12 protein-coding genes are annotated in these 12630 nt (G+C 42.2%); 7 read left to right on the forward strand and 5 right to left on the reverse strand.

Annotated elements, in window-relative coordinates; genetic code table 11:
- Positions 1 to 185: 185 nt before the first annotated feature.
- From FTT92_RS10460 to FTT92_RS10470, 3 genes are all read left to right on the forward strand, one after another.
- The gene (locus tag FTT92_RS10460) at positions 186 to 821 is read left to right on the forward strand and encodes a response regulator (protein WP_078189449.1); all 636 of its coding nucleotides are present in this window, start codon (positions 186 to 188) and stop codon (positions 819 to 821) included.
- A 22-nt stretch (positions 822 to 843) separates the two neighbouring features.
- Positions 844 to 2409, forward strand: coding sequence for a PAS domain-containing sensor histidine kinase (locus tag FTT92_RS10465; RefSeq protein WP_180172077.1), 1566 nt, complete (start codon positions 844 to 846; stop codon positions 2407 to 2409).
- 70 nt (positions 2410 to 2479) lie between these two features.
- Positions 2480 to 3856, forward strand: coding sequence for a sigma-54 dependent transcriptional regulator (locus FTT92_RS10470; protein ID WP_218951576.1), 1377 nt, complete (start codon positions 2480 to 2482; stop codon positions 3854 to 3856).
- Positions 3857 to 3878: 22 nt separating this feature from the next.
- Here the strand turns inward: FTT92_RS10470 and FTT92_RS10475 are convergent, their stop codons facing one another.
- From FTT92_RS10475 to lptF, 4 genes are all read right to left on the reverse strand, one after another.
- On the reverse strand, positions 3879 to 5054 hold the full coding sequence (locus tag FTT92_RS10475; RefSeq protein WP_180172079.1) for a S41 family peptidase: 1176 nt from the start codon (positions 5052 to 5054) through the stop codon (positions 3879 to 3881).
- Between the two features lie 17 nt (positions 5055 to 5071).
- The gene (gene gpmI / locus FTT92_RS10480) at positions 5072 to 6619 is read right to left on the reverse strand and encodes a 2,3-bisphosphoglycerate-independent phosphoglycerate mutase (protein ID WP_180172080.1); all 1548 of its coding nucleotides are present in this window, start codon (positions 6617 to 6619) and stop codon (positions 5072 to 5074) included.
- Between the two features lie 122 nt (positions 6620 to 6741).
- Positions 6742 to 7812 (reverse strand): LPS export ABC transporter permease LptG, encoded by a 1071-nt coding sequence (gene lptG / locus FTT92_RS10485; protein ID WP_180039929.1) that lies wholly within the window; start codon positions 7810 to 7812, stop codon positions 6742 to 6744.
- 1 nt (position 7813) lies between these two features.
- Entirely contained in the window at positions 7814 to 8914 is a 1101-nt protein-coding gene (lptF, locus tag FTT92_RS10490) for an LPS export ABC transporter permease LptF (protein ID WP_180039927.1), read from the reverse strand.
- Between the two features lie 159 nt (positions 8915 to 9073).
- Here lptF and FTT92_RS10495 point away from each other — a divergent pair, with 159 nt between their 5' ends.
- The 4 genes from FTT92_RS10495 (at position 9074) to FTT92_RS10510 (ending at position 11961) form a co-directional block, all read left to right on the forward strand.
- Complete coding sequence (locus FTT92_RS10495; protein ID WP_180172081.1) at positions 9074 to 10522, forward strand: leucyl aminopeptidase; 1449 nt, start codon at positions 9074 to 9076, stop codon at positions 10520 to 10522.
- Positions 10515 to 10922, forward strand: coding sequence for a DNA polymerase III subunit chi (locus FTT92_RS10500; protein WP_078192594.1), 408 nt, complete (start codon positions 10515 to 10517; stop codon positions 10920 to 10922). Before FTT92_RS10495 ends, FTT92_RS10500 begins: the two co-directional genes overlap by 8 nt.
- A gap of 39 nt (positions 10923 to 10961) precedes the next feature.
- Complete coding sequence (locus tag FTT92_RS10505) at positions 10962 to 11600, forward strand: hypothetical protein (RefSeq protein WP_180172082.1); 639 nt, start codon at positions 10962 to 10964, stop codon at positions 11598 to 11600.
- A 142-nt stretch (positions 11601 to 11742) separates the two neighbouring features.
- On the forward strand, positions 11743 to 11961 hold the full coding sequence (locus FTT92_RS10510) for a hypothetical protein (RefSeq protein ID WP_078192596.1): 219 nt from the start codon (positions 11743 to 11745) through the stop codon (positions 11959 to 11961).
- Positions 11962 to 12023: 62 nt separating this feature from the next.
- Here FTT92_RS10510 and FTT92_RS10515 read toward each other — a convergent pair whose 3' ends face one another.
- Entirely contained in the window at positions 12024 to 12569 is a 546-nt protein-coding gene (locus tag FTT92_RS10515; protein WP_111884846.1) for a VTT domain-containing protein, read from the reverse strand.
- Positions 12570 to 12630 lie beyond the last annotated feature (61 nt).

Consider the following 12630-nt stretch of genomic DNA (forward strand, 5'->3'; position numbering starts at 1 on the left):
ACATTTGCGCAAGACCAGCAATATGCCGTACATTGGTCACAACTACGAACATTTTTTGCTCACACATTGTGTATGAAGTTTTTCATTTCATATAAGAATAGGATTGCTAATTTTGTCGTTTCATTGCAAGCTTATTTTGCTTTATGTAACAAAAAAAACAGATTTTGACCTGAGGGAGAGTGTAGGTGATCACAGTTTTGGTGGTAGATGACCATGAATTAGTCCGTACTGGTATTTGCCGTATGCTCGAAGACCATGCAGATGTCCAAGTCATTGGACAAGCCGAATCTGGTGAAGATGCGATTACACTTGTTCGCCAACACCATCCAAATGTCGTTTTATTGGATGTCAATATGCCGGGGATCGGGGGGGTAGAAACCACACGTCGCCTACTCCAAACAGCGCCAGATACAAAAGTCCTCGCAGTCAGTGGACTTGCTGAAGAACCCTATCCGTCTTTATTGTTAAAAGCAGGTGCCAAAGGCTATATCACCAAAGGTGCACCAGTTACTGAAATGGTCCGTGCGATTAATAAAGTGATGCAAGGCGGCAAATATTTCAGTGCAGACATTGCAGAACAACTGGCCAGCTCATATTTGTCTGATACACAACAATCGCCTTTTGACGCCCTGTCTGAGCGTGAAATGCAAGTTGCCATGATGGTGGTCAATTGTATTAGTGCACAAGAAATTTCCGATAAATTATTCGTTAGTGTTAAAACAGTGAATACCTACCGTTACCGCATTTTTGAAAAACTGAATATTGATAGTGATGTCAAACTAACTCACTTGGCGATTCGCTACGGGTTAATCAAACCTTAACACAACGTACATCCTGTTACTTATGACACAGCGTTCAATTCATAGTGAATTGAACCAGTATCATTTGGGTCTTTGGTACAGTGCTTATCGCTTTATCATCAGTGCCTGTCTGTTACTGGTCTTTTTACTGACCTACACTCAATTCACTTCAGATTATGAATACCCACGTTTATACCTATATGTATTGACGATTTATTTGCTGTTTACCAGCATTCAATTCATGTCACTTGGACGTTTCAAAGTCCGGATCCCAAACCAGTTACTACTGTTATTCATTGTAGATGTCATTTCGCTGAGCTTACTGACCTTAGCCATCGATGGACCTAATTTACATTTGAGTTTGCTGTTTGTGATTACGATTTTTGCAGCATCCCTGTTATTAGATGCCCAAAAAGCTTTGGTCATTACCCTCATCGCTGTGATTTGCGTGGTGTATCAACTGTTTTTAGGTTCAATTCTTGAATTTACCTCACTCAAAAATTTAACCAACAGTGCGATTTTGGCTTTTTTATTTTGTGTGGTGTATGGCAGTGCACAAATTGCCGTGAAACGTTTTCAGTTATTGGAAAATCTGAATTTTTCACAGTCTTTAGAGCTCCATCGGCTACAAAACATTAACCGCTATATTTTAGAACAGATTGATACGGGCTATTTGGTGTTGGATGAAAACTGTCATGTGGTGCTGAGTAATCCTGCTGCTTGCCATTTACTCGGTATGCCAAATTCTTATCATCATGACCAATATCCACTGTATACCACGCAGCCCGACTTATTTGAATTACTCAAGTTTGAAGATTTAAAAAGCGGGGAAAAATTTCAATTTGAATCGCAACAAAGCCAATACCACATTCAGGTACTCGTACAAAAACTCGTTGTGCCGCATCAAATGTTGACCTTGCTGATTTTACAAGATGCACAAAAACTCAATCAGCAAGTGCAACAATTAAAATTAGCCGCTTTAGGTCAACTCTCCGCCAGTATTGCTCACGAAATTCGCAATCCCTTAGCGGCGATTGTTCATGCCAATGATTTATATCCGCAAAGTGATACCGAACAACAGCACATGTTGAATCATATGATTTCACGTCAAGCAGTGCGGATTGACCGAATTATTCAAGACACCCTAAATATGGTGCGCAATAAGGAAACCCATCCGACTCGTCTGAATCTAGAACAATTTTTACCGTTGTTCCTGCACGAAGATCTGGCAGACATTCAACAGAACATTCGACTCAATGTACAAACCAAAACCTTAATCGATTTTGATGAGGCACAGTTCAGACAAATTTTAATCAACCTAATTCGTAATGCGATTCGCCATAACAATCCGGACATGTCGTATATCGAAGTGGTGGCGCGTATAGATCAGAAAAAAGTCCAGATCGATGTCCGAGATTTCGGCAATGGGGTTGCTTTACAAAACCGCGCACAGTTATTTCAACCATTTTTTAGTACCGAAATTACTGGAACTGGTTTAGGATTATATCTTGCTCATAGCTTCTGTGAAGCGAATCAAGCACAGCTTTCCTATGTAGAACAAAAACAGGGAGCTTGCTTTAGGATTGAGTGCTTACAAGCTGTTATTTAATTGTTTTTAGGGGAAAACTGTGGATTCACAACCACTGGTATTGTTAGTTGATGACGAAGAAGACTTATGTATGCTGATGCAAATGTCTTTATCAAGGATGGGGGTTAAAACGCATGTTGCACATCGCCTCGACGAAGCTAAAAAAGCCTTGTCTACCTATAGCTACGATGCCTGCCTAACCGATCTCAACTTACCCGATGGTAATGGTCTACAGCTCTTAGATTGGATGAATGAACACTGTCCTGCCCTGCCCGTTGCTGTGCTAACAGCCTATGGCAACATGGACATTGCCATTGCCGCATTAAAGGCGGGAGCATTCGATTTTGTCAGCAAACCGATCAATCCAAAACATCTTGAACAACTGCTACAAAAAGCCCTGAATAAGCCATTGGCCGAAGACATTACTTCGCAAGATGCTTTAGAACATAAAATGTTGATTGGTGAATCGATTCCAATCCAGCAATTGCGTCGAACTCTAAAGAAAATTGCACGTTCACAAGCACCTGTTTTTATTACGGGTGAATCTGGTACGGGTAAAGAGGTCGTGGCCAATCTGGTTCACCGTTTAAGCAACCGTAATGAAGGGCCCTTTATTGCTATTAACTGTGGGGCAATTCCCACAGAGTTAATGGAAAGTGAACTTTTTGGCCATAAAAAAGGCAGCTTTAGTGGTGCCACCCAAGACAAGCAAGGTCTGATTCAATCTGCACATGGCGGTAGCTTATTTCTGGACGAAATTGCCGAATTACCTTTAGCCATGCAAGTTAAACTGCTACGTGCGGTACAGGAAAAACGTATTCGCCCCGTAGGTTCAGACTGTGAAATTGATGTTGATTTCCGTGTGATCAGTGCTAGTCATCAGGACTTAGAAGCTCTCGTCCAACAAGGTCGATTCCGCCAAGATTTATTCTTCCGTATCCATGTGATGGATTTAGTATTGCCTGCCTTACGTGAACGTGGCGACGACATCCTCTTATTGGCACAACATTTTATTCAAAAAATTAGCCATGAATGGGAAATTGCTACTAAGCCTCTGACTGAACGTGCGAAGAGTTTCCTACTTAGCCAATATTATCCAGGTAATGTTCGTGAACTCCGCAATATTATCGAACGTGCTATGACCCTCTGCGATGATGATCAAATTGACCTTCAACATCTGCAAAGTGCTCCATTAAGACAGCCGAGTGCTCAGTTCAATTCATCTCCAGCTATGAATGAATCTGCTCAGCTAGGTGCAAACAGCAATGAACAAAGTGTCGTTCCTCGTAAACTGCCTGAAGAAGGTTTAGAGCTTTTTTTAGAAAATATCGAAAAAGAAGTGCTCATGAATGCGTTGAATTTGACTCACTGGAACAGAACCCTTGCCGCCAAAAAATTAGGTATGTCATTCCGTTCATTACGCTATCGTTTGAAAAAATTCGGTTTAGATACCGAAGACGAAGAGTAAAAGTTTTCCAGCGTATTGCTGTTTATTTTTGATTCAGCAATAACTCTGCAACATGATCGACATAGTGATCTTCACGTGCATCATGTTGCAGCGGATAGTTATAGTCTGGCTGCACCCCAATTCCTTCAATCATTTTGCCATTCGGTGTCAGATATTGCGACACAGTCATTTGTAAAGCCGCACCATTACTCAATGGAAATAGTTTTTGAACCACACCTTTACCATAACTTTTCTCACCCGCTACCCATGCACGTTTATGCTCTTTTAATGCTGCGGTAAAGACCTCTGCGGCAGAAGCAGAACGATTGTTGATTAAAATACCAACTTTCATATTTTGAAATTCAAAACTCGGTAAAGCCTGAAACTGTTGATCACCTTCAGATCGACTTCGAGTCGACACAATAATGCCCTGATTCAAAAATAAATCGGCAGACTCCACTGCTGCGGACAGCAACCCCCCGGGGTTATTTCTTAAATCAAACAATACAGCTTTGACACGTGAGCCATGACTTTCAATTAAACGCTTTATTTCATTGGCTGTATCTTGTTGAAAAACTTTAACGTGTAAAACTAAAACCTGATTATTTAATAATTTAGATTCTATATCTGTTTCAACTTTAGTGTTTCTGACCAAATTGACCGGTTGACTTGCAGTTATCAGCTGTAGATTCAGCGTCGAGCCTATACTGCCAGTAAGCAGGTGTCGCACTTGATCTTGATTGAGTTTTTTGACTTCTTGATCATCAATTTTAAACACCGCCGCGCCATTTTTCAGACCTAGCTTTGCAGAATCTGCATCAGGCTTTAAATTGGTGATGACCCATTGCTGTAGACCTGCATCAAAGCGCAAATTGAAATCGACACTCGCAATATCCCCTTCGGTATATTGCAAAAGTTGCTTATAGTCTTCAGGTGAAAGATATCGTGAATAGCGGTCTAAACCACTGACCATACCTTTGGTGGCTTGTTGGAATAATGTATCGTCATTTTTTTCAACGACATAATTTTCTTTGACAATGCCATAGATTTGAACAAATTGTTGGATTGATTCGACAGGTACTTCGGCATAACTTTGTTCATAGCTGCCATCAAACTCATCGAAAGCCGACTTTGCTTTGTCGGCTCCCCATGTCGAATGACTAGAACACAGCAGCAAGGCTGTAAGGCTTACAACTGACATCCAGTGTGCTTTAGTCATTCATGCTTCCTTACATTTTAAGCTTCAAGAGTAATCAAGTTACGACCTTGCATTTCTGTTGGTACAGGAATGTGCATAAGCGTTAACATTGTCGGTGCTACGTCAGCCAAAACACCACCTTCTGCAATTGTTGCATTGGTCGGCCCAACATAGATAAATGGCACAAGTTCAGTGGTATGTTGAGTATGCACCTGACCACTTTGGTAATCCTGCATTTGCTCTACGTTACCATGATCGGCGGTCACGAGCATGTGACCTTTATTTGCCATCACAGCTTCATATACACGGCCTAAGCACGTGTCTACGGCCTCAACTGCTTTGACTGCTGCATCAAACACACCAGTATGACCAACCATATCACCATTGGCATAGTTCACCACCAGTAAGTCGTACTCACCTGAATTAATTGCGGCAACCAACTCATCAGTGACTTCATAAGCACTCATTTCTGGTTTTAAATCATAAGTCGCAACGTTTGGTGATGGAATCAAAATACGTTTTTCACCCGGATATTCATCTTCACGACCACCACTGAAGAAGAAAGTCACGTGTGCATATTTTTCAGTTTCAGCAATACGCAGTTGTGTTTTACCCAAATTAGACAGGTATTCACCAATCGAGTTATGCAACGCTTCTGGCATATAAGCCACAGGTGCATCAATTGTTGCTTGGTAACGTGTCAACATGACAAATTTTGATAAAGCGGGAACCGCTTTACGTTCAAAACCTGCAAAATCTTTTTCAACAAAAGCTTTGGTAATTTCACGCGCACGGTCAGCACGGAAGTTCATGAAGACAACGCTATCACCATCTTGGATCGGTGCTAAATCACCAATACGCGTCGCTTTCACAAATTCATCTGATTCTTCAGCAGCATAAGCCTGCTCTAGACCTTCAACAGCAGTCGCTGCTGTACGCACTGCTTCACCTTCAGTTAAAAGACGATAGGCTTGCTCAACACGATCCCAACGGTTGTCACGATCCATTGCAAAGTAGCGACCAATCATGGTGGCAATACGACCTTGACCCGGATACTGAGCAAACAGCGCATCTAACTTTTCAAGCGAAGGTTGTGCGCTTTTTGGCGGCGTATCACGACCATCAAGGAATGCATGAAGATACACTTTTGCACCGCGTTTTAATGCCAATTCAGCCATCGCCACAATGTGATCTTCATGTGAATGCACACCACCTTCAGACAACAAGCCCATGATATGTACAGCACGATTTGCAGCTTTGGCTTTTTCAACCGCATCGACTAAAACGTCATGTTCAAAGAACGCACCGGTACGAATATCTTTGGTAATACGAGTAAAGTCTTGATACAGCACACGTCCTGCACCAAGGTTCATGTGGCCCACTTCAGAGTTACCCATTTGACCATCAGGTAAACCAACGTCTTCGCCAGAGCCTGAAATCAATCCATGCGGATGCTTTTCTTGCATTGCAGTCAAGTTTGGTCGTTTTGCTGCTAAAAAGGCATTGTCCTCGACCGCTTCGCGATGACCCACACCATCCATAATTACCAATACGTGTGGGATTTTGCCAGCAGTTGCATCCGTCATAATGAACACTCTTTCGTTTATAAATTAATCATACTATCTTACCGAATTTTCGGTGAAGACTCTATGTGACAACCATGGTTTATCTAGGTCATCAACATTGTTTTACTCAATCTTGCATGTACTTAACGTGCACGGTGCAGCAGATAGCCACCCGCTACAAACATCAAAATAATTGGTATAAAGACGAACCATGCAGGCGATGGCGCGTACACCAAACTTGCATAACCCAAGAAATCTTGTAAGTAGTAAAAGCCCAGTCCAGCAAATAAGGCAATCACCAAGCGGAAACCCATCGACTGTTGACGTAAAGGTCCAAAAATAAATGAACACGCAATTACCACCAAGGCAATTAAAGCAAAGGGCGAACCAAACTTTTGCCAAAACGCCAATTGGTAAGTTTTCGGGACTTGGCTATATTCATGCATATAGCTCATAAAGCTCACCAATTGACTCGGTGATAGGTCTTCAGGGTCAATGGTAACCATATGCACATATTTAGGTTGCAACGCCAATGAAAGCGGCTGTTCAGCATTTTGCTTCGCCACGGCATCACCCGTCGCTAAGAGATCGACTTGTGTTGAATTTTGTAGCGACCAAGAGCCATTTTTGACAAAATTCCCTTGCTCCGCATCCAAAGTGCCTCGCAAACGATATTTTTCATCAAAATCAACAACCTGAACATCTTTAATTTGACCTTGTGAATTGGCATAGTCAATATAAATAAAGCGTTGGCCTTCACGTGACCAATAGCCTTTGACTTCGCCCAGTTCAGCCGCAGTGCGGTGACTTTTGACGCTTTTGGCTTGTTCATTTGTATAGGGAATGACCCATTCGCTTAATGCAAAGGATAAAACCACCAAAATGAGTGCTGAACGAATCACCCAGCCCACAATCCGCCAAAGGCTGATGCCGACCGAACGCATCACAATCAATTCACTGTTTGAAGCTAGAGTCCCTAAACCCAATACCGCGCCAATCAAGGCTGAAATCGGTAAAATTTCATATAAATAATTCGGTGAACTCCATAACACATACTGCAAAGCATTCCATGCGTTATAACCTTCTTTCAGCGAGCCCAATTCACCTAAATAAGTAAAAAGCACTTGTAAGCCAGCCAATACCGCGGTCGCACCAAGCATGGCTAAAGCAGTAGTTTTGGTCACATGTTTTGCAACTATACGACGTGCCAACATTTTAAGACCTCACTCGCTGAATTTGTTTCTTAATTTTGGGCGCTAATTTTTGTTTACGCGAGAACAATGCTGCTGCAATACCGTAAATCACTAAGACCAGTGGATAAGCCCAGATGCCCATTTCATCTTTACTGATCCGCGTTTTGATCGCCATTAAAGCCACGATTAAACTGGCAAAAATAAGTAAGGCTGGGAACAGTTTTAGGTAACGCCCTTGACGAGGACTTACCTCAGACAAAGCGGTGGCAAGCAATAACGCCACCAAAATAGCGAACGGCACAAAAATTCGCCAACCAAGTTCACTGGCAACCACAGGATCATGACGGTTATCCCATAACTTCGAGGTTGGCAAAGCTTCTACTTCGGTACTTTCAAATTTTGCTTCTTTATCATTTTCTAAACGTAAACGATAATTTTGGAATTCAGCTTGAGAATAGCGTGGTTGTCCCGGATAGATTTCGTAACGGCGACCTTCAACTAAATCAACAACATTGGCATTATCATTGGGCACTTCGACGCGGGTCGCTTCTTTTGCCAAAATAATGACATCAGGCTTACCCTCTTTTTCTGCACGCTGATAAAAGAAAATATCTTTTAAGTTTTTACGGTCTTCTGACAAGTCCCCTGCATAAATGGTATAGGGCCCAGAGGAAATAAACTCTTTTGGTCGAACCAAGTCAAAGCCTGTTCGTACCGCTTGCGAAGTCGTTAATGCTTCAAACTGACGGATGCCCCAAGGCGACGCCCACAGCATCAAAAATGCTTGAACAGCCATAAAGACCACAGTCATCGGCACCAATAAACGTGACAATTGATTTCGACTGACACCACTACCATTGAGCACAGCCATTTCATGATCGACATACAGACGACCAAAGACCAACATCAGACCAATAAAGAAACCGAGCGGAAGAATTAAGGTTAAAAACTCAGGCAAACGGTAGCCAATGATGCTAAATAAAATACTTGCATCTAAACGACCCTGCGCCGCCACACCAAAGTACTTGATCAAACGACCACCCATCATGATCAAGGTCAATAAGGCAATCACAACCAGTGATGTCGACACCACTTGCTTGACCAGATAACGCCGAATAATCAAATTAATTCTTCCAAAAATAGGGCCAATAAAAACTAGCGTTAGTTTACCCGAATGTAGAAAATATAAAACCTATACCCTTGTTGCTCATTGAAACTCTATTCATATAAATGTTTCAATGGTTTAATGGTTTATAAATTTAAAAAGGCATAAATACCGCACATGAAACTTTCTATTAATACGTCATTCCAAGCGAATGCGTCCAGCCAATATTTATTGATATTAGTAGATTCTGAGCACGTTAAAAATGCAGCTACTTCATATCAAATCAATGATTTAGATAATTTAATTGACGCGACTCAATTTAAAGCGGCACTCAATGAAAGCCTGCCTTTGGTGGCGAACATTGCCGCTTGTCGCAATAGCGCACTTTTAGGCCTCGGCAAAGTTGCTGAATTACAGGTCAATAAATTTGCAAAAATTGCACAAACCATTATTAAAGCGTCACAAAAAAAATTCAAACAGATCAGTGTCGATATCTCTGCTCTACCACAAGAACAACATTATTTATTTGCACTTAGCCTGACCCAAGCGGCTTATGCATTTGATGAATTCAAGTCTAAAAAAAATGAATTTGTTTTGGAGCAGATCCATTTAATCGCTACTGAAAGTCCATTAACCACTGCACAGCTTGAATTAATTTCTGCAGTGCAATCAGGTCAAAGTTTTACTCGTGACTTAGGTAACCGTCCGGGCAATATCTGTTTTCCTGAATATTTAGCCGAACAAGCTCATGCACTTGCAGCTGAATTCCCAGATCAACTCAAAGTGACTGTACTCGATGAACAGCAAATGGCTGATCTCGGTATGGGTGCTTTCCTTGCTGTGAGCAAAGGTTCTGACCGTCCAGGCCGTATTATTACCATCGAATACCTTTCAAATCGTGAAGAAGCCCCTGTAGTGCTTGTTGGTAAAGGCGTGACTTTTGATACTGGTGGTATCTCACTTAAACCAGGTGCGGGCATGGACGAAATGAAATTCGACATGTGCGGTTCTGCATCAGTTTTGGGTACCATCCGTGCGCTGTGTGAAGCGAAATTACCGATTCATGTGGTCGGCGCGATTGCTGCTGCAGAAAACATGCCGTCTGGTCATGCCACTCGCCCGGGTGATATCGTGACGACCATGAGCGGTCAAACCGTTGAAATTTTAAATACCGATGCCGAAGGTCGTTTGGTGCTGTGCGATACCTTGACCTATGTAAAACGCTTTAACCCTGCACTGGTGATTGATATTGCAACCCTCACTGGTGCATGTGTTGTGGCATTAGGTTCAGTCCTTACCGGTATGTTCACTCCGGATGATGAACTTGCGGCTGAATTGACTGCTGCGGGTCAACATAGCTTTGACCGCGTATGGCGCATGCCAGTGATTGAAGATTATCAAGAACAACTTGATTCTCCATTTGCAGATATTGCCAACATTGGTGGTCCAAAAGCAGGCTCTGTGACCGCTGCATGTTTCCTTCAACGCTTTACGCGTGAATACCGTTGGGCGCATTTAGACATTGCTGGGACTGCATGGAACTCTGGTGCAAATAAAGGCGCAACAGGTCGTCCTGTACCATTATTAATGCAATTCTTAGCGAATCGTGCTCAAGCGAATGGCTAAAGTTAGCTTTTATTTATTTGAAAAAAGTCCTGAACGACAAGTCGAAAGCACTTGTCGTTTATGCCGTAAGATCCTGCGTCAGCCTGTACGTATTTGGCTACATTGTGCTGACCCAGACTTACAGCAACAACTTGATGAACGCCTGTGGAGTTTCGATCACACAGGTTTCATTCCCCATGGTATCGATCAACCCGAGGCAACGGTCTGTATTTCTGCCCAATTGCCTGAGCAAGCCGACTGGATTGTGTTTAATTTTAACGATCAAGCACTTGAACAGTTCGCAAGTTTTAGTCACATTATCGAAATTATTGAAAATAACGAACCCGCTAAAATTATCGGGCGTGAAAAATATAAACAATATCGACGTTTGGGCGTTCAACCGCAGACCCATAAACTTTAACGTGATATTGGTTTTACCCTATTTGCAAGGAGATGCACCATGGCATTGAATGTCGGTCCAGACTTTAAACAGCGCTGGTTAAAAGTACCTGAAGCTATTCGTCAGACCTTTATTGATGACCTTGGTCGCGTTTGCGATGTACTCAATCCCAATACAGACATTCAACAATGGCTGGTCAATGACCAACAGCAGCAGCAAGTGTCTTTTGACAAAATTGAGTCTGCCTATGCAGATTTGAAAGCACAGCTGATTGAAGATGCTCGTATTCGTAAACAATTGGCTTTAGAAAAAGCCTTAGAAGAAAAACGTGAAGCTGAACAAGCCTATGCAGAACAACTGAAACGTGACGAAGAGTTACGCTTTGCTGCACAAACGCAAGCGCTCACCATGATGCAGCATAATCTTGATCGTGAAGTACAACACTATGCCGCTCGCTATCATAAAAATCCTGAAACGGGTTTAGCGGGATTAAGCCAAAGCTTATCGGTCAGCGAAGGACAGATGTTGTCAGAACTCGAAAGTGTACGCGTGCGTTTGGAACTTGAAGCAGAAACGCAAATCGAAATGGCCGTCAGTGATTTCCGTGCAAAATTGAAAGCAGCCGCACAAGAAGAAATTGACTATATCTTAGAAAACTCTAATTTTTCGACAGAATCTACATCGTCCCAAGCATCTTAAGCCGTGCATCGAAATCTGGTCACTGTCATTAAACTGACATGTATTTGCAACATGATGTTCATATGACTGAAGCATTGTCCCTCAAAATACAATGCTTCAGGCATCCTAAAAATATAATCATGCATCCAGATGGGAATTCAATATGGACATCATTCACCAGATTACCCAGAAAATATCCTCTCTATCTGCTGGAGAACAATGGGACATCCGTGCCAAAGATCTTTGGCTGAGTCATTCAGACTTTCACAGTATTTCGGTTTATCTCAGCCGTGAATCAGAAAAAGGTGGTTTTAGCATTCAGCAACCGCCCCACAGCTCGATTTTTCAAACCCTTGATGTAGTGACCGTTACAAAACACTAAGTGGTCATCTACTCCATAAAAAAAGCCCACAACTGTGGGCTTTTTTTAGGTCTAAGTTTGGCTTAGACCAAATCTGCAACTGCAGAAACGGTATGTCCTAGGAAATAACCGATACCGAGTAATAATCCAATCCAGATGAAACCACCTAGCACGTTATAGAACATAAATGTGCCAAGGTTCATGCGTGCAGATCCAGCAGCAAAAGGCGCAAAAGAACGTACAAAGGGTACAAAGCGTGCGACTAAAATCGTTTTACCACCATGTTTCATAAAATATTTATTGGTTTTGACCATATATTCGGGCTTAAAGTAACGTGTGTGCTTATTAAAGTACTTAATGCCTAGCACGCTGCCCGTGTAGTAATTGACGCAGTAGCCCAAGACTGATGCGACAAATAACATCAGCCCCATGGTGTGTAAATGCACCACTTCCGTCGTTGAGCATAATGCGCCGATGGCAAGCAATAGGCTGTCTCCCGGCAGGAAGAACATAAATACTGAACCCGTTTCTGAAAATATCACCAGAAATAAAATGGCATAAATCCACACACCATAATTTTCCAATAACATGGGTAACCACTGTTCCAGATTCAGTAAGAAATCAATCATTATCACCTGTCTGATTATTCATCATATATGTCATTCCGCGACGCATTATCACCAAAAATAA

Source organism: Acinetobacter sp. YH12023 (genome assembly GCF_013420135.1).
Classification (GTDB): domain Bacteria; phylum Pseudomonadota; class Gammaproteobacteria; order Pseudomonadales; family Moraxellaceae; genus Acinetobacter; species Acinetobacter amyesii.

Excerpts from the sequence above, each read along its gene's own strand:
- FTT92_RS10465 (WP_180172077.1), top strand. The coding sequence starts at position 844 with ATGACACAGCGTTCAATTCATAGTGAATTGAACCAGTATCATTTGGGT.
- FTT92_RS10470 (WP_218951576.1), top strand. The coding sequence starts at position 2,480 with ATGCTGATGCAAATGTCTTTATCAAGGATGGGGGTTAAAACGCATGTT.
- FTT92_RS10475 (WP_180172079.1), bottom strand. The coding sequence starts at position 5,054 with ATGACTAAAGCACACTGGATGTCAGTTGTAAGCCTTACAGCCTTGCTG.
- gpmI (WP_180172080.1), bottom strand. The coding sequence starts at position 6,619 with ATGACGGATGCAACTGCTGGCAAAATCCCACACGTATTGGTAATTATG.
- lptG (WP_180039929.1), bottom strand. The coding sequence starts at position 7,812 with ATGTTGGCACGTCGTATAGTTGCAAAACATGTGACCAAAACTACTGCT.
- FTT92_RS10495 (WP_180172081.1), top strand. The coding sequence starts at position 9,074 with ATGAAACTTTCTATTAATACGTCATTCCAAGCGAATGCGTCCAGCCAA.
- FTT92_RS10500 (WP_078192594.1), top strand. The coding sequence starts at position 10,515 with ATGGCTAAAGTTAGCTTTTATTTATTTGAAAAAAGTCCTGAACGACAA.
- FTT92_RS10505 (WP_180172082.1), top strand. The coding sequence starts at position 10,962 with ATGGCATTGAATGTCGGTCCAGACTTTAAACAGCGCTGGTTAAAAGTA.
- FTT92_RS10510 (WP_078192596.1), top strand. The coding sequence starts at position 11,743 with ATGGACATCATTCACCAGATTACCCAGAAAATATCCTCTCTATCTGCT.
- FTT92_RS10515 (WP_111884846.1), bottom strand. The coding sequence starts at position 12,569 with ATGATTGATTTCTTACTGAATCTGGAACAGTGGTTACCCATGTTATTG.